The sequence below is a fragment of the Amycolatopsis sp. NPDC051371 genome (assembly GCF_040682155.1).
In the GTDB taxonomy this organism is placed as follows: Bacteria; Actinomycetota; Actinomycetes; order Mycobacteriales; family Pseudonocardiaceae; genus Amycolatopsis.
Map to the genome: position 1 here is coordinate 17,207 of NZ_JBFBAG010000081.1, position 16,146 is coordinate 33,352.

The 16,146-nt window shown below is 71.2% G+C and carries 16 protein-coding genes and 1 pseudogene; 12 read left to right on the forward strand and 5 right to left on the reverse strand.

Features of this window, described 5'->3' with window-relative positions:
- Positions 1-96: 96 nt before the first annotated feature.
- Positions 97-786 carry a DNA alkylation repair protein gene (locus AB0M59_RS51290; protein WP_364630995.1) on the reverse strand — a complete coding sequence of 230 codons (690 nt, stop codon included), beginning with the start codon at positions 784-786 and terminating at the stop codon, positions 97-99.
- Positions 787-977: 191 nt separating this feature from the next.
- Between AB0M59_RS51290 and AB0M59_RS51295 the strand changes: the two genes are divergently transcribed.
- Complete coding sequence (locus AB0M59_RS51295; RefSeq protein WP_364630998.1) at positions 978-2,561, forward strand: alpha/beta hydrolase; 1,584 nt, start codon at positions 978-980, stop codon at positions 2,559-2,561.
- A gap of 212 nt (positions 2,562-2,773) precedes the next feature.
- Positions 2,774-3,271 (forward strand): helix-turn-helix domain containing protein, encoded by a 498-nt coding sequence (locus AB0M59_RS51300; RefSeq protein WP_364631001.1) that lies wholly within the window; start codon positions 2,774-2,776, stop codon positions 3,269-3,271.
- A gap of 270 nt (positions 3,272-3,541) precedes the next feature.
- Here the strand turns inward: AB0M59_RS51300 and AB0M59_RS51305 are convergent, their stop codons facing one another.
- Positions 3,542-4,504, reverse strand: coding sequence for a YafY family protein (locus AB0M59_RS51305; protein WP_364631004.1), 963 nt, complete (start codon positions 4,502-4,504; stop codon positions 3,542-3,544).
- Between the two features lie 83 nt (positions 4,505-4,587).
- Between AB0M59_RS51305 and argC the strand changes: the two genes are divergently transcribed.
- The 8 genes and pseudogenes from argC (at position 4,588) to argH (ending at position 12,015) form a co-directional block, all read left to right on the forward strand.
- A complete protein-coding gene (gene argC, locus AB0M59_RS51310) occupies positions 4,588-5,616 on the forward strand; it encodes an N-acetyl-gamma-glutamyl-phosphate reductase (RefSeq protein ID WP_364631007.1) in 1,029 nt (342 codons plus the stop codon).
- Complete coding sequence (argJ, locus tag AB0M59_RS51315) at positions 5,613-6,773, forward strand: bifunctional glutamate N-acetyltransferase/amino-acid acetyltransferase ArgJ (RefSeq protein WP_364631010.1); 1,161 nt, start codon at positions 5,613-5,615, stop codon at positions 6,771-6,773. Before argC ends, argJ begins: the two co-directional genes overlap by 4 nt.
- Complete coding sequence (argB, locus tag AB0M59_RS51320; protein WP_364631013.1) at positions 6,770-7,687, forward strand: acetylglutamate kinase; 918 nt, start codon at positions 6,770-6,772, stop codon at positions 7,685-7,687. Before argJ ends, argB begins: the two co-directional genes overlap by 4 nt.
- Complete coding sequence (locus AB0M59_RS51325) at positions 7,684-8,886, forward strand: acetylornithine transaminase (protein WP_364631016.1); 1,203 nt, start codon at positions 7,684-7,686, stop codon at positions 8,884-8,886. Before argB ends, AB0M59_RS51325 begins: the two co-directional genes overlap by 4 nt.
- Positions 8,886-9,812, forward strand: a complete 927-nt coding sequence (gene argF / locus AB0M59_RS51330) for an ornithine carbamoyltransferase (protein ID WP_364631019.1) — start codon at positions 8,886-8,888, stop codon at positions 9,810-9,812. Before AB0M59_RS51325 ends, argF begins: the two co-directional genes overlap by 1 nt.
- On the forward strand, positions 9,809-10,309 hold the full coding sequence (locus AB0M59_RS51335) for an arginine repressor (RefSeq protein WP_155546218.1): 501 nt from the start codon (positions 9,809-9,811) through the stop codon (positions 10,307-10,309). The genes argF and AB0M59_RS51335 overlap by 4 nt, the downstream gene beginning before the upstream one ends.
- A gap of 35 nt (positions 10,310-10,344) precedes the next feature.
- Positions 10,345-10,431, forward strand: a pseudogene (locus AB0M59_RS51340) (argininosuccinate synthase); the annotation flags it as partial.
- A gap of 168 nt (positions 10,432-10,599) precedes the next feature.
- Positions 10,600-12,015: an argininosuccinate lyase gene (argH, locus tag AB0M59_RS51345; RefSeq protein ID WP_364631023.1), complete on the forward strand. Its 1,416-nt coding sequence runs from the start codon at positions 10,600-10,602 to the stop codon at positions 12,013-12,015.
- On the opposite strand, the gene AB0M59_RS51350 is transcribed toward argH, so the two are convergent.
- The 3 genes from AB0M59_RS51350 to AB0M59_RS51360 are packed head-to-tail and all read right to left on the reverse strand — an operon-like array spanning position 12,008 to position 13,916.
- Positions 12,008-12,694: a TetR/AcrR family transcriptional regulator gene (locus AB0M59_RS51350; RefSeq protein WP_364631026.1), complete on the reverse strand. Its 687-nt coding sequence runs from the start codon at positions 12,692-12,694 to the stop codon at positions 12,008-12,010. The two genes, argH and AB0M59_RS51350, sit on opposite strands and share 8 nt — an antisense overlap.
- On the reverse strand, positions 12,694-13,359 hold the full coding sequence (locus AB0M59_RS51355; protein ID WP_364631028.1) for a DUF4166 domain-containing protein: 666 nt from the start codon (positions 13,357-13,359) through the stop codon (positions 12,694-12,696). The genes AB0M59_RS51350 and AB0M59_RS51355 overlap by 1 nt, the downstream gene beginning before the upstream one ends.
- Positions 13,356-13,916 (reverse strand): hypothetical protein, encoded by a 561-nt coding sequence (locus AB0M59_RS51360; protein WP_364631031.1) that lies wholly within the window; start codon positions 13,914-13,916, stop codon positions 13,356-13,358. Before AB0M59_RS51360 ends, AB0M59_RS51355 begins: the two co-directional genes overlap by 4 nt.
- 108 nt (positions 13,917-14,024) lie before the next feature.
- Here AB0M59_RS51360 and AB0M59_RS51365 point away from each other — a divergent pair, with 108 nt between their 5' ends.
- The gene (locus AB0M59_RS51365) at positions 14,025-14,663 is read left to right on the forward strand and encodes a DNA-3-methyladenine glycosylase (RefSeq protein WP_364631034.1); all 639 of its coding nucleotides are present in this window, start codon (positions 14,025-14,027) and stop codon (positions 14,661-14,663) included.
- A 32-nt stretch (positions 14,664-14,695) separates the two neighbouring features.
- Positions 14,696-15,970, forward strand: a complete 1,275-nt coding sequence (tyrS, locus tag AB0M59_RS51370; RefSeq protein ID WP_364631037.1) for a tyrosine--tRNA ligase — start codon at positions 14,696-14,698, stop codon at positions 15,968-15,970.
- Positions 15,971-16,146: the final 176 nt, after the last annotated feature.

Consider the following 16,146-nt stretch of genomic DNA (forward strand, 5'->3'; position numbering starts at 1 on the left):
GACTCCCCAGATACGCGAGCCGACCGTTCCGGTACGCGACCCGACCGTCCAGGCTCGCGTGTCCGCCGTCCGGATCCGCCCGTCCGCGGCCGAACCTCAGCCGATGTGCTTGAGTGCCTCCCGCTGGGACAGTCCCGACAGTCCGGGGTGATCGTCCACGAAGCACCGGACCCAGTCGGGCGCCGTCTTCGCGTACTCGCGCAGGGCCCAGCCGATTCCCTTGCGCAGGAAGAACTCCGGCTCGGTGATCGCCGGCTCGATCGTCCGGGTGAGCAGGTCGGTGTCGGTGTCCTCCTTGGCGCCGATCTGGCAGATGATCGCCGTCCGGCGGCGCCAGAGGTCGCGGTCGGCCGCCCAGCTCAGCATGATCGGCGTGACCCTGTCCCGGTCGGCTCGCAGGATCGGCCCGACCCGGCGGATGGCGAGCTCGTCCACGTGGTCCCACCACGCGCCGCTGACGATCATCTCTTCGTACATCGGCACGAGCTCCGGGTCCTGCCACTGCCGGTACGCCCGGTGTCCGGATAGCGCGATGGCCGCGTAGCGCTCTTCGCGGAATTCGGCTGCCCGCCACAACTCCAGCACGGTCGCCGTATATGTCACCCGATCGGGCAATATGTGGTCGGGCAGTACCCGCTTGAGAAGCGTGCTCCGCTCGGGTGAAGCCACCCCGCGGAACGGCATGGCCGACTTCATGTACGCCTGCATCGCCGGCGCCTTGACCGGGTCGGCCAGCTCGGCCAGCCCGGTGCGGATCGCCTTGACCAGCCGTTCGTCCACGCTCATGCGTCCTCCCGTCGCCTTCCGGCGATCCGGAGCGTACTGCCGGGCACCGACAGTTCGGGCGCGCAGATCGGCTCAGGTCCCGACGAAAGACGGATGGCGGAAGTCGCGCCGGTCGACGAGATTGGCGATGGTTGCCGGTAGTTTCGCCGGAATACGGCGAACTCTGTCCAATGAGGATGAAAAGGACGACTGTGAAGAGAATCGTTGCCGCTGTCGCCGCCGCGGGGCTCGCGGCCGGACTGATGGCCGCCGCGCCCGCCGCTTCGGCGGATCCCGGGGTGCAGTTCAGCCCCGCGCCGATCGCCTGGGGGCCTTGCACGTCGGCGAGCTTGAAGGCCGCGGGAGCCGAGTGCGGCTTCCTCGAGGTGCCGATGGACTACGCGAAGCCGGGCGGGGCGAAGGTCTCCGTCGCGGTGTCGCGGATCAAGCACAAGACCGCGCAGTCCCAGGGGATCATGCTGGTGAACCCGGGCGGCCCCGGCGGGTCCGGCCTCGGGCTCTCGGTGCTCGGCAAGTACGTGCCGAACCACGCGGGGGACAACTACGACTGGATCGGCTTCGACCCGCGCGGCGTCGGGTCCAGCAAGCCGTCGATCAGCTGCGACGGGAACTACTTCAGCTACAACCGGCCGGCGTACGTGCCGACCACGCCGAAGCTGGAGAAGACCTGGCTCGACCGTTCCCGGGGCTACGCCCAGGCGTGCGAGAAGAACGGTCCGACCCTCGACCACCTGAAGACGACCGACGTCGCGCAGGACATGGACAGCCTGCGCAAGGCGCTGGGCGAGAAGCAGATCAACTACTACGGCTTCTCCTACGGCACGTACCTCGGCCAGGTGTACAGCACCATGTACCCGAAGAACGTCCGCCGGATGGTGCTCGACGGCAACGTCGACCCGCGGAAGGTCTGGTACCAGGCCAACCTCGACCAGGACGTCGCGTTCGACAAGAACATCAAGACGTACTTCGACTGGCTGGCGTCCTACGACAGCGTCTACCACCTCGGCAAGACCGGCTCCGCCGTCGAGAAGCTCTGGTACGACACGCAGCGCAAGCTCACGAAGAACCCGGCGGGCGGCGTCATCGGCGGCGACGAGTGGACCGACGTCTTCCTGCAGGCCGGCTACTACGTCTTCGGCTGGGTCGACATGGCCAAGGCCTTCGACGGCTACGTCCACCAGGGTGACTGGCAGACGCTGAAGGCGCTCTACGACGACTCGAACCCGCCCGGTGCCGACAACGGGTTCGCCGTCTACCTCGGCGTCCAGTGCACCGACGTGCAGTGGCCGACCAACTGGAACCAGTGGCGGATCGACAACTGGATCACCCACTTCAAGGCCCCGTTCGAGACCTGGGGCAACGCCTGGTTCAACGCGCCGTGCGCGTTCTGGCCGGCGAAGGCGGGCAAGCCGGTGGACATCGACGGCCGCAAGGTGGCCGGTGCGCTGCTGATCAGCGAGGAGTTCGACGCGGCGACGCCGTACGCCGGCAGCCTCGAGGTCCGGAAGCGGTTCCCGAAGTCGAGCCTGATCAGCGCGCCGGGCGGCACCACGCACGCCGGTTCGCTGTCCGGGGTGTCCTGTGTGGACGACAAGATCGCCGACTACCTGGCCACCGGCAAGCTGCCCGCGCGTCAGCCCGGCGACCACTCGGACGTCCAGTGCGACCCGGTGCCGGCGCCGGTGCCCGACGGCGCCGCGGCGCAGAAGTCGGACAGCTCCGCGAAGGCCGCCCAGGAGAAGCAGCGCACGCTGGCCCAGCTGCTGCACTTCTGAGCGAAATCGACGCAGTCCGCTGCCCCGGTCCGGTTCTCCCGGACCGGGGCAGTGTCTTTTCCGGCTCGTCCGCCGATGTCCCATCGTCGCCTCCCGATCACGTGGTGTGGTCGGGGAGGACGTTAGGCGAGGGGTCCGACAGTTTCGGAGCGAAGCCGCCCGTGAGCAGCGCGTGGCCGAAAATTGTCGGGGGTGCGCGCTAGCTTCGTGGCATGTCGATCATCGAAGAGCGCCGGACCGAGATCCGGGCACAGGAAATCACCTACCAGATCGCGGTCGCCACCAGGACGGACGACGACCGCGCCGAACCGACTCCCCGGGTGATGATCACTCTGGAAGCCGGCGGCCCCGGCGGCGAACCGGTCGCCGAGGGCAGCCTCGACTTGGACGTCGCGGTGGCGGCCACGGTGGCGGATCTGGTCGCGGACGGTCTGCTGGCGGCGACCGGCGCGGGCCGGGGGCCGCGGCGAAGATCCGCGGGCCGTCCTGCCCAGCAGGGCCGCCCGTGGAACGAGGAGATGGACGCGGAGCTGGAGAACCGCTGGATCGCGGGCGAGAGCGTGGCGGAGATCGCGACGTACTTCGAGCGCACCCCCGGCGGCATCCGCGCCCGGTTGCCCCGCGTGGGCTGCGACCCGGAGAACCCGGGCTGCTACCTCCCCGTGCCGCCGAGCAGGCGCACGGACCTGGACGGTGAAGAGCCGACCTGACCGACGGCGGTGGGCCGATCCACTGTGGACCGGCCCACCGCCGCAGTTTGTCGCTGTCCACTCTGACGGAGACATCCTGATGGGCTTCGAACCTTCGGTGTATCTCCCGCCCAGCCTGCCCCGCCGCTTGATGTCGGTGCTGCCGACCCGGGAGGGATCGCGCACCTGACCCGCACTTTCGCGTCCAGGAAGGGGTTGGGCAGCGAAGGAAGATCGAGCCGCCCGGCATCGACAACGCTTCGGAGGAGGAGCGCAGTGCCGAACCACCGATCAACCTCGCGCGCCGGAAGCCGCGGCGGCGCGGTCCGCGAGCACCCGCAGGTGCGCCACCAGTTCCGGTGGCTCCTCGACGGTGAACGCGCAACCGAGCCCCAGCAACCGGAACGCGAGCCAGTCCAGCGTGTCCCCGTGGCTTCGCCAGCGGCAGCGGCCGTCGTCGAGGTCGGTCAGCTCGCCGGCCGCCGCGCCGAGGCGGGGCGCCACCTGCGCTGCCGGTTCCGCCAGGACCGCCACCGCGCGGTACGTCGGCACGAGGTCGTAGAGCCGTTCGACGACGTAGTCGGCCAAGTCCGTCGCCGGCGGCTTGCGCGGCGTGACGCGGCCGCCGGTCGCCTGCGCGTCGCGGACCCGGTCGGCGCGGAAGATGCGCCAGTCCGCGCGGTCGAGGTCGTAGGCCACCAGGTACCAGCGGCGCCCGGTGGCGACCAGCCGAAGCGGCTCGGCCCGGCGTCGCGTCTCGGTCCCGTCGTTCGCGCGGTAGCGGAAGCGGACCGTCTCGCGGTTGGTGATCGCACCGGCGAACACCGTCAGCTGGGCCGGGTCGACGGCCGGTCCCACGGCGGGCACGGCGACCGTCGCCGTGCCGATCGTGCCCACCCGCCGGCGCAGCCGCGCCGGCAGGACCTGCTCGAGCTTGGCCAGCGCCCGCACGGACGCCTCCTCGATCCCGGCGACGGTCTGCCCCGCGGCGGTCCGCAGCCCCACCGCGATCGCGACGGCTTCGTCGTCCTCGAGCACGAGCGGCGGCATCGCGGTGCCGGCCACCAGCCGGTAGCCGCCCGCGACGCCGCGGCTGGCTTCCACCGGATAGCCGAGCTCGCGCAGCCGCTCGACGTCGCGGCGGATCGTGCGCGGGCTGACGCCGAGCCGGCCGGCCAGTTCGCTGCCCGGCCACTCCCGCGGCGTCTGGAGCAGCGAGAGCAGGCCGAGCAGCCGCGCCGGGGTGTCCGTCATGCGCTCAGCATCCCAAGGTGGCGGGGACCACTTCCCGGTAATCCTGTTTGTTTAGCCTTGCAAGGGCGTGCATAATCATGCGTATGACGGTGAACATCGCGGTGGCCGGAGCCAGCGGGTACGCGGGCGGCGAACTGCTGCGCCTGCTCCTGGCCCATCCCGAGGTCGAGATCGGCACGCTCACGGCCGCCAGCAGCGCGGGCACGAAGCTCGGCGTCCACCAGCCCCACCTCGTTCCGCTGGCCGACCGGGTCCTCGCCGAGACGACGCCCGAAACCCTCGCCGGTCACGACGTCGTGTTCCTCGCGCTGCCCCACGGGCACTCGGCGGAGATCGCGGCGCAGCTCGGGCCGGACGTCCTGGTGGTCGACCTCGGTGCCGACCACCGCCTGGCCGACCCGGCGGACTGGCAGCGCTGGTACGGCGGCGACCACGCCGGCCAGTGGCCCTACGGCCTGCCCGAACTCCCCGGCGCCCGCGAGAAGCTCACCGGGACCAAGCGCGTCGCCGTGCCCGGCTGCTTTCCGACCGGCGGTTCGCTGGCCCTCGCGCCCGCGTTCGCCGCCGGGCTGGTCGAACCGGACGTCACGGTCGTCGCGGTCACCGGCACCTCCGGCGCCGGCAAGAGCCTCAAGCCGAACCTGCTCGGGTCCGAGGTGATGGGCTCGGCGAGCGCGTACGGCGTCGGCGGCGCCCACCGCCACACCCCCGAGTTCGCCCAGAACCTCTCGGCCGTGGCGGGGGAGAAGGTCACCGTGTCGTTCACCCCGGTCCTCGCGCCGATGCCGCGCGGCATCCTCACCACGGCGAGCGCTCCGCTGAAGGGCGACGTCGACGAAGCAGCCGTTCGCGAAGCCTACGAAAAGGCCTACGACGCGGAGCCGTTTGTCCAGCTGCTGCCCGCGGGCGCCTGGCCGACCACCTCGGCGACGCTCGGCTCGAACAACGTCCAGCTGCAGGTCACGGTCGATACCGACGCTCGGCGCCTGGTCGTCGTCGCCGCGATCGACAACCTCACCAAGGGCACCGCCGGCGGTGCCGTCCAGTCGATGAACCTGGCCCTCGGCCTCCCCGAGACCACCGGCCTTTCCACCGTAGGAGTGGCACCGTGACCGTCACCGGCCCCCAGGGCTTCCGCGCCGCCGGCGTCGCCGCCGGGATCAAGGCCTCCGGCGCGCTCGACTTCACCCTGGTCGTCAACGACGGCCCGCTCGACGTCGCGGCCGGCGTGTTCACCCGCAACGTCATCAAGGCCGCGCCCGTGCTGTGGTCGCAGGAAGTGCTCAAGCAGCAGCGGCTCAAGGCCGTCGTCCTCAACTCGGGCGGCGCCAACGCGGCCACCGGGCCCGGCGGCTTCCAGGACACCCACGCCACGGCCGAAAAGGTGGCCGAAGTGCTGCAGGCAGGCGCGATCGAGGTCGCCGTCTGCTCCACCGGCCTGATCGGCGAACGGCTGCCGATGGACGCGGTCCTGTCCGGAGTGGACACCGTGTTCAAGGCCCTCGACGCGAGTGCCGAAGCGAGCCTGAACGCCGCCAAGGGCGTGATGACCACCGACACCAAGCCGAAGCAGGCCTTCGCCAAGCACGAGGGCGGCTGGAGCGTCGGCGGCTTCGCGAAGGGCGCGGGCATGCTCGCGCCGAACCTCGCCACCATGCTCTCGGTCCTGACCACCGACGCCGTGGTGAGCAAGGAGGCCCTCGACCGGGCCCTGCGCGGGGCCACCCACGTCACCTTCGACCGCCTCGACGTCGACGGCGGCACCTCCACCAACGACACCGTCCTGGTCCTGGCCTCCGGCGCGAGCGGCGTCGAACCGACCGAGGCCGAGCTCGCCGAGCTGCTCACCAAGGTCAGCCTCGACCTCGTCCTCCAGCTGCGCGCCGACTCCGAGGGCGCGACGAAGGACGTCAACATCACCGTCCAGGGCGCCGAGTCCGAGGCCGACGCGATCGCGGTCGCCCGCACGATCGCCGAGGACAACCTGGTCAAGACGGCGCTGTTCGGCTCCGACCCGAACTGGGGCCGGATCGCGATGGCGCTGGGCCGGGTCCCGGCCCGCATCGACCCGGAAACCGTGTCGATCACGATCAACGGCGTCACCCTGTTCGCCCAGGGGATGCCCGCCGCCGACCGGTCGGAGGCCGACCTCACCGCGCGCGACGTCGAGATCGTCGTCGACCTCGGGGTCGGCGGCGAGGCGGCCACCATCTACACCACGGATCTTTCGCACGGTTACGTCGAAGAGAACAGCGCGTACTCCTCATGAACCAGGAGGCACTGATTTCCGCGGACGAGAGACTCGCGACGGCGGCCGAGAAGGCCGGGGTCCTCATCGAAGCGCTGCCGTGGTTGCAGCGGTTCCACGGCGCCACCGTGGTGGTGAAGTACGGCGGCAACGCGATGATCGACGACGCTCTGAAGGCGGCCTTCGCCGAGGACATGGTGTTCCTCCGGCTGGCCGGCCTGCGTCCGGTGGTCGTGCACGGCGGCGGCCCGCAGATCACCGCGATGCTCAAACGCCTCGGCGTCGAGGGCGAGTTCAAGGGCGGGCTGCGCGTCACCACGCCGGAGACGATGGACATCGTCCGGATGGTGCTCACCGGGCAGGTCAGCCGCGAGCTGGTCGGGCTGATCAACGCCCACGGGCCGTACGCGGTCGGCATCTCCGGCGAGGACGCCCGGCTGTTCACCGCCGAACGCAAACAGGCCACTGTGGACGGTGAGCAGGTCGACATCGGGCTCGTCGGCGAGGTCGCCGAGGTCAACCCGGACGCGGTGCTCGACATCGTCAACGCCGGGCGCATCCCGGTGGTATCCACGGTCGCCCCGGACGTCGAGGGCGTGGTGCACAACGTCAACGCCGACACCGCCGCGGGTGCGCTGGCGGCCGCGCTGGGCGCGGAAAAGCTCGTCGTGCTCACCGACGTCGAAGGTCTGTACGCGAACTGGCCCGACCGGTCCTCGCTGATCGACCGCATCCGCGTCGACCACCTCGAGCCGATGCTGCCCACCCTGGCCAGCGGCATGATCCCGAAGATGGAGGCGTGCGTGCGCGCCATCCGCGGCGGCGTGCGCCGGGCGCACGTGATCGACGGCCGCCTCGCCCACTCGGTGCTGCTGGAGGTCTTCACCTCCCGCGGCATCGGCACCATGGTCTTCCCCGAAACGGAGCTCCCGTGACCGACCTCAAGTCCAATGTGGACGGCCAGCAGCACTGGCAGTCCGCCCTGATGGACAACTACGGCACGCCCAGCCTGACGCTCGTGCGCGGCGAAGGCGCGAAGGTGTGGGACGCCGACGGCAAGGACTACGTCGACCTGGTCGGCGGCATCGCCGTCAACGCGCTCGGTCACGCGCACCCGGCGATCGTCGAAGCCGTCACCGCGCAGGTCAAGCAGCTCGGCCACACCTCCAACCTGTACGTCAACCCGGTGGCCGTCGAGCTGGCCGAGGCGCTGCTCGACGTCGCCGGGCTCACCGGCAACGGCAAGGTGCTGTTCGTCAACTCCGGCGCCGAGGCGAACGAGGCCGCGCTCAAGATCAGCCGGCTGACCGGGCGCACCAAGGTGATCGCCGCCGAGGGCGCGTTCCACGGCCGCACCATGGGCTCGCTGACGCTGACCGGCCAGCCCGGCAAGCGCGACCCGTTCAAGCCGCTGGTGCCCGGGGTGGAACACGTGCCGTTCGGGGACGTCGCGGCGCTGAAGGCGGCCGTCGACACCGAGACCGCGGCGGTCTTCCTGGAGCCGGTGCTCGGGGAGGCGGGCGTGATCCCGGCGCCGGACGGCTACCTGCAGGCCGCCCGCGAGATCACCAAGGCCACCGGCACGCTGCTGGTGCTCGACGAGGTGCAGACCGGTCTCGGCCGCCTCGGCACCTGGTTCGGGTTCCAGCAGGGCGGTGTCGTCCCGGACGTGATCACGCTGGCCAAGGGCCTCGGCGGCGGCCTGCCGCTGGGTGCGGTGATCGGTGTCGGCGCGGCGGGCGACCTGCTCAAGCCCGGCCAGCACGGCACCACCTTCGGTGGCAACCCGGTGTGCTGCGCGGCCGGCCTGGCCGTCATCAAGACGATCGCCGCGGACGGCCTCCTCGACCACGTCTCGACGCTGGGCAACGACATCGCGGCGGGCGTCGAGGCGCTCGGCCACCCGCTCGTCGCCGGGGTGCGCGGCGCCGGCCTGCTGCTCGGCATTTCACTGCGCAAGCCCGTGTCGGCCGCGGTGGCCAAGGCCGTCCAGGACGCCGGCTACCTCGTCAACCCGGTAGCGCCCGACACCGTCCGGCTCGCGCCGCCGCTCGTGCTCGACGCCGCCCAGGCCGAAGGCTTCCTCGCCGCACTTCGGAACGCGCTCGACTCCACCACGAAGGACGCCGACTGATGCCCCGCCACTTCCTCCGCGACGACGACGTCAGTCCCGCCGAGCAGAAGGCCATCCTCGACCTCGCCGACGCGCTGAAGGCCGACCCGCTGGGCAACAAAACCCTCGCCGGCAAGTCGATCACGGCGATCTTCGAGAAGAACTCGACGCGCACCCGGTTCTCGTTCGAGGTCGGCATCAGCCAGCTCGGTGGGCACCCGGTGATCGTCGACGGCCGGTCGATGCAGCTCGGCCGCGAAGAGACGATCGAGGACACGTCGCGGGTGCTGTCGCGGTACGTGGACGGCATCGTGTGGCGGACGTTCGCCCAGAAGCGCATCGAGGCGATGGCGTCGGCGGCGTCGATCCCGGTCGTCAACGCGCTGACCGACGAGTTCCACCCGTGCCAGGCGCTCACCGACCTGATGACGATCCGCGAGCGCAAGGGGAAGCTCGCCGGGCTGACCCTCGTCTACCTCGGTGACGGCGCCAACAACATGGCGCACTCGCTGCTGCTCGCCGGGGTCACCGCCGGGATGCACGTCCGCGTGGTCTCGCCGCTCGGGTTCCAGCCCGACCAGCAGGTCATGCTCGACGCCAAGCAGCGCGGCGAGGAGACCGACGGCACCGCCACCGTGTTCACCGACCCGTACGCGGCGGTCGCCGGTGCGGACGTGCTGGTCACCGACACGTGGACGTCCATGGGGCAGGAGAACGACGGGCTCGACCGGGTCGGCCCGTTCCGCGCCCTGCAGGTCAACGCCGAGCTGCTGAAGAAGGCCGCCGACGACGCGATCGTCCTGCACTGCCTGCCCGCGCACCGCGGCTGGGAGATCACCGACGAGGTGATCGACGGCCCGGCCAGCGCGGTGTGGGACGAGGCGGAGAACCGGCTCCACGCACAGAAAGCCCTGCTGGTCTGGCTGTTCGAGGAGAGCCGGCGATGACCAGCAGCCGGGTGGGGCGGCAGGCGCGGATCACCGAACTGGTGTCCACGATGACGATCCGCAGCCAGACCGAGCTGGCCAAGCTGCTGGCCGCCGAAGGCATCGAGGTCACCCAGGCGACGCTGTCGCGCGACCTCGACGAGCTGGGCGCGGTCAAGCTGCGCGGGCCCGACTCGGGCGCGCCGGTCTACGTCATCCCCGAGGACGGCAGCCCCGTCCGCGGGGTGCAGGGCGGCACGTCGCGGCTCTCCCGGCTGCTCGCGGAACTGATGGTCTCGGCCGACTCGTCCGGCAACTTGATGGTCCTGCGGACGCCGCCGGGCGCCGCGCAGTTCCTGGCCAGCGCCATCGACCGGGCGGCGCTCGAAGAGGTCGTCGGCTCGATCGCGGGTGACGACACGGTCGCCGTGATCGCGCGCGAACCCCTGACGGGCAAGGGCCTGGCCGAACGGTTCGCCGCCCTCGCCCAACGATCGGCGGACGAGGGACCACCATGATCACGATCGGCGATATCTTCCCGGCCGAGGGCGAATTCCTCGCGCCGGACGAGGTCGTCGTGACCTACGACAGCGGGGTGCCGGTCGCGATCGACGGCGAGACCGTCTCCGTCGCCGAAGCACACCGGATGCTGGGCGCACGCGGTGAAGCACAGAGAATTGGCCGCCGCGAAGCCTGCGCCGCGCTCGAACGGCGGGCCTGCCGCGGATATGCCAGTGTCCGCCTGGTCCTGTACGACGGCCGGATCACGGTCGCCTGAACACACGAACATCGAGGAGAAGCGAGAACAGTGAGCGGGAACGAGCAGCCGGTGCAGCTGTGGGGCGGCCGGTTCGCCAGCGGTCCGGCGGAGGCCATGGCCGCGCTGAGCGCGTCGACGCACTTCGACTGGCGCCTGGCGCCCTACGACATCGCCGGGTCCCGCGCGCACGCCCGCGTGCTGCGCAAGGCGGGCCTGCTCACCGACGACGAGCTCGCCGGCATGCTGGCCGCGCTGGACACGCTCGCCCAGGACGTCGCGGCGGGGGAGTTCACCCCGACCATCGCCGACGAGGACGTGCACACGGCCCTCGAACGCGGCCTCCTCGAGCGCGCGGGCACCGAGCTCGGCGGCAAGTTGCGTGCCGGCCGCTCGCGCAACGACCAGGTGGCCACGCTGTTCCGGATGTGGCTGCGCGACGCGGCCCGCCGGGTCGTCGCCGGCACGCTCGACGTCGTCGACGCGCTGGTGTCGCAGGCGAAGCGGCACCCGGACGCGATCCTGCCCGGCCGCACCCACCTGCAGCACGCCCAGCCGGTGCTGCTCGCGCACCACCTGATGGCCCACGGCCAGGCGCTGCTGCGCGACGTCTCGCGGCTGCAGGACTGGGACGCGCGCACAGCCGAGTCGCCGTACGGCTCGGGCGCGCTCGCCGGCTCGTCGCTGGGGCTCGACCCCGAGGCCGTCGCCGAGGAACTGGGCTTCGCGACGAGCGTCGAGAACTCCATCGACGGCACCGCTTCGCGCGACTTCGTCGCCGAGTTCGCCTTCGCCGTCGCGATGCTGTCGGTCAACCTGTCCCGGATCGCCGAAGAGGTGATCATCTGGAACACCGCCGAGTTCGGGTACGTCACCCTCGACGACGCCTGGGCGACCGGCAGCTCGATCATGCCGCAGAAGAAGAACCCGGACGTCGCGGAGCTGACCCGCGGCAAGGCCGGCCGGCTGATCGGCAACCTCACCGGCCTGCTGGCCACGCTCAAGGCGCAGCCGCTGGCGTACAACCGCGACCTGCAGGAGGACAAGGAGCCGGTGTTCGACTCGGTCGAACAGCTCGAGCTCCTGTTCCCGGCGGTCGCCGGCATGCTCGCCACGCTGACCTTCCACACCGACCGGCTCGCCGAGCTGGCCCCGGCGGGGTTCACGCTGGCCACCGACATCGCGGAATGGCTGGTGCGCCAGGGCGTCCCGTTCCGTGTCGCGCACGAGGCCGCGGGCGAAAGCGTCCGCGTCGCCGAGTCCCGCGGCGCCGGCCTGGACGAGCTGACGGACGAGGAGTTCGAGAAGATCAACCCGGCACTCACCCCGGAGGTGCGGGCCGTGCTGACCGTCGAAGGCTCGGTGAAGTCCCGCGACGCCCGCGGCGGTACCGCGCCGGTTCGCGTGGCCGAGCAGCGGGCGCGGCTCGAAGAGCGTGTGATCGCGGCTCGTCAGTGGCTCAACTGACCTGAGGCCGGTCGGGCGCGGACTGCCGCGCCCGGCCGGTCTTCCGCAGTTTCGCGCGGACCACCCGGGTGGCCACCGGGCCGAGCTCGTCCAGGACGTCGACGAGCACAGCCAGCTGCTCCAGCGCGGTGACGGCCTGCTCGGCGCCCCCGGGGTCGACGGTCTCGAACAGCGACAGCCCGAGGAACCCCGACGACACGGCGTGGGCCAGCCCGGCGGGGTCCGCCAGCTCGGCCAGCGGCGACCCGTCGAGCACGCGATCGAGGGCCGTCCGGACCTCGGTGATCCACTTGTCCAGACCCTCGCGGGTCGCCTCGGCGAGCCGCTCGCTGCCGTGCGCCCCGGCCAGCGTCTGGGCCAGCACGGCCAGGTTGCCCTCCGCGCGTTCCGCGACGCGGATCTCGCGGCCGAGCTCCAGCAGGTCGCCGACCGTCGCCACGGCGGCGAAGCGCTCGCGATAGACCGAAACCCGGGCTTCGGTTGCGAGGACGCACGCCTGCGCGACGAGCTCCTCGACGCTGCCGAAGTGGTAGAAGATCAGCGCCTGGTTCGCGCCGGCCGCGGTGGCGACCGACCGGGCGGAGACCGCCGTGATGCCCTGCTGCCGGACGATCTCCAGCACGCCGTCCACGAGCTTCTGCTTCGTGTCCCGCGAACTGGAGTTCCGGCCGGTGCCCATCAGTCCATGACCTTCTCACGAACTGGCTTGACCGCCCCGCCGACCCCGCCGCGGACATCGACGAACCGCGCGCTGAAGCTGCCTTCGTAGCCGAACACCGGCCCGAAGCGCGGGTGGACCACGGCGACCTCGATCCGGAACTGTTCGCTCGCCTCGTCGAACCACTCCTCGACCCGCGCGGTACCAGTGAGCGCCCGCGGCAGACCGGCCCGGACCGGGCCTTCCTGCAGCCGGAACTCGCCGGAGCGGATCCGGAATCCGCCGTCCGGGCGGGCCGACACGGCGAGGTCCACCGCCAGGTGCTGGTGCGTCCCCAGGTAGTCGACGAGCCCGCGCCCGGCGCTGTAGACCATCTGGGCGTCGAAGCGCCTTCGCCGTCTCGGGAACTCGAAGGTGCGCACGAAGGACACTGCTTCGCGGCCGTGGCGGTCCACGTACGGGTAGTTCTCGATGGTGAACGGCACGTTCCGCCCGCAGTCGGGGAACAGGATGTGCCGCGTCGATCCGAGCCACAGGAACGGCAGGGTGAAGCCCGGGCCGCGCCAGATCCGGTCCATCACGCCGTGGCCGATCATGCCGCGCCCGGCCGAGAGGGCGAGCCGTTCCTGCATCCGCGGGTGCAGGAACGCGAAGTCCGCGCCGAGTGCACGGGCGAAGACGCTCACGCCGTGACCTCGAGCCGGTCGGCAGCGCGGTCACGCGGTCGCGTCCGGACGCAGCGGCCCGCCGAGGGCGCGGTCAAGGGCTGGTCCTCGGGTGGCATCCCGGTCTCCAGCCAAAGCCGCAGCCGGTCGAACGACCACGCCGTCATCCAACCGAACATCGGGCGGAACACCCGGTCGGCCACCTGCCCGAAGCGCCCCCAACGGGTGCCGTAGTCGAACCCGGTCACGAAGCGGACGCCGTCGCCGACCGGCGTGTAGCGCCAGAACCCGGCGCCCGCGTTGATCAGCGACAGCGGGTCGGCGGAGGCGAACCGGAGCACCGAGGTGCGCGAGCCGTCCGGCCAGGTGCGCGACGCCGCGCTCACCCCGACACCGGTGACCGTGACCCCGAGGAACCGCGAGGCGTAGCGGAAGTGGCCGTCGTGGCCGTCGAGCGGGCTGATGTCGGCGAAGCGGAGGTCCCAGCGACGGTGCAGGTCCGGGTCCTGCGTGTGCCGCCACAGCGTGTCCAGGTCCGTGCGGATCACCGTCTCGACGTAGAGCGCCTTCGGTCGCATCTCGGCTCCCCTCATTTTGAGCGACTGCTCAATTCGACTGTAGAGAAGTTTGAGCGATCGCTCAAGGGTTAAGGTGACGCTGCCCGGCAGCCGAAGAGAGGAACCCGTTTGAGCGGCGACGCAGGCCGGTTGTTCACCCGCGAGGAGTTGGCGCTCGACCCGGTCGACCTGGCCCACCTGCTGCTCGGCTCGGTCCTGGAGGCCGACGGGCCCGACGGCACGGTCGGCGTCCGGCTCGTCGAGGTCGAGGCCTACCGCGGCGAGGACGACCCGGCATCGCACTGCTACCGCGGCCGCACCCCGCGCAATGCCGTCATGTGGGGGCCCGCGGGCCACCTGTACGTGTACTTCGTCTACGGGATGCACTTCTGCGCGAACGTCGTCGGCACCCACGAGGACATGCCCGGAGCGGTGCTGCTGCGCGCGGGCGAGGTCGTCGAAGGCCTCGACGTCGTCCGCAAGCGGCGTCCGAACGCGCGGGGGACCGGCGAGCTCGCGAAGGGCCCGGCCATCCTCACGTCGGTGCTGCGCGTCGACCGCGCGCAGAACGGCGCCGACCTGACCGACCCGGCGTCCCCGGTCCGGCTGCGCGTCGGCGAGCGTGTGCCCGCCGAGCGGATCCGCGTCGGTCCCCGGGTCGGCGTCGCGATGGCGATGGACACGCCGTGGCGGTTCTGGGACGGCGCCTCGCCTGCCGTGTCCACCTACCGCCGCGGCGGGAAGCGCCGGGTCCGACCCGCCGTTTAGTCGGTTGACCTGGTGCGGGAGGATCTACAGGCGTGAGCGAACACATCCTCGACGAGCTGTCCTGGCGCGGCCTCATCGCGCAGTCCACCGACATCGACGCCCTCCGGCGCGAGCTCGACCAGGGTCCCGTGACGCTCTATTGCGGTTTCGACCCCACCGCACCCAGCCTGCACGCCGGCAACCTGGTCCCGCTGCTCATGCTCAAGCGCTTCCAGCGCGCCGGGCACCGGCCGATCGTGCTGGCCGGCGGCGCGACGGGGATGATCGGCGACCCGCGCGACACCGGTGAGCGCACGTTGAACACGCTCGACGTCGTCGCCGAGTGGGCCGGGCGCATCCGCGGCCAGCTCGAACGGTTCGTCGACTTCGACGACTCGCCGACCGGGGCGATCGTCGAGAACAACCTCAACTGGACCGGGCAGCAAACCGCCCTGGAGTTCCTGCGCGACGTCGGGAAGCACTTCTCGATCAACGTCATGCTCAACCGCGAGACGGTCAAGCGCCGGCTCGAGGGCGACGGGATGTCCTACACCGAGTTCAGCTACCTGCTGCTGCAGTCCCAGGACTACCTGCAGCTGCACCGCAAGTACGGCTGCAAGCTGCAGGTCGGCGGCTCCGACCAGTGGGGCAACCTCATCGGCGGGGTCGACCTGATCCGCCGGACCGACGCGGCGGCCGCGCACGCCCTGACCGCGCCGCTGGTCACCGACGCCGAGGGCCGCAAGTTCGGCAAGTCCACCGGCGGCGGGAACCTCTGGCTCGACCCGGAGATGACCTCGCCGTACGCCTGGTACCAGTACTTCGTGAACGTGGGCGACGCCGACGTCATCCGTTACCTGCGGATGTTCACGTTCCTGAGCCAGGAGGAGATCGCTTCGCTGGCGGAGGACACCGAGCAGCGTCCTCACCTGCGGGCCGCGCAGAAGCGGCTGGCGGAGGAGTTCACGGTCCTCGTCCACGGCGAGGAGCAGACCCGGCAGGTGATCAACGCCAGCCAGGCCCTGTTCGGCCGCGGTGAGCTCGGCGAGCTGGACGAACGCACCCTCGACGCGGCGATGGCCGAGGTGCCGAACGGCAAGGTGGACCCGTCCGGCGAGGTGACGATCGTCGACCTGCTGCTCGCCGGGGGACTGGTGGACAGCAAGGGCGCGGCGCGTCGCACGGTCAAGGAGGGCGGCGCGTACGTGAACAACGTGAAGGTCGCCGACGAGGAGTGGAAGCCGTCCCTCGGGGACGCGCTGCACGGCAAGTGGCTGGTGGTCCGCCGGGGCCGCCGCAACGTCGCCGGCGTGGCCCTCGGCGGCTGACCGCTCCGGTGGCCCGTAACAGGGGCCTGACCTGCGGGGACGCGGTTAAGGTACCCCCCTGTTTCGGGCCCCTTCGCGGGGTGTAAAGTTCTCCAAGTCGCCAGGGAAACCGGGTGGCCGCCGGGACACGAACCAAGCTCTCGCAGAAGCGATTGAGTGGGTGTCCCACCAAAAAC

Bases quoted from the DNA above. Each gene is read 5' to 3' on its own strand.
- AB0M59_RS51350 (WP_364631026.1), bottom strand. From the start codon at position 12,694: ATGGGCACCGGCCGGAACTCCAGTTCGCGGGACACGAAGCAGAAGCTC.
- AB0M59_RS51300 (WP_364631001.1), top strand. From the start codon at position 2,774: ATGTCGATCATCGAAGAGCGCCGGACCGAGATCCGGGCACAGGAAATC.
- argB (WP_364631013.1), top strand. From the start codon at position 6,770: ATGAACCAGGAGGCACTGATTTCCGCGGACGAGAGACTCGCGACGGCG.
- AB0M59_RS51290 (WP_364630995.1), bottom strand. From the start codon at position 786: ATGAGCGTGGACGAACGGCTGGTCAAGGCGATCCGCACCGGGCTGGCC.
- AB0M59_RS51360 (WP_364631031.1), bottom strand. From the start codon at position 13,916: ATGCGACCGAAGGCGCTCTACGTCGAGACGGTGATCCGCACGGACCTG.
- argC (WP_364631007.1), top strand. From the start codon at position 4,588: ATGACGGTGAACATCGCGGTGGCCGGAGCCAGCGGGTACGCGGGCGGC.
- AB0M59_RS51305 (WP_364631004.1), bottom strand. From the start codon at position 4,504: ATGACGGACACCCCGGCGCGGCTGCTCGGCCTGCTCTCGCTGCTCCAG.
- AB0M59_RS51335 (WP_155546218.1), top strand. From the start codon at position 9,809: ATGACCAGCAGCCGGGTGGGGCGGCAGGCGCGGATCACCGAACTGGTG.
- argF (WP_364631019.1), top strand. From the start codon at position 8,886: ATGCCCCGCCACTTCCTCCGCGACGACGACGTCAGTCCCGCCGAGCAG.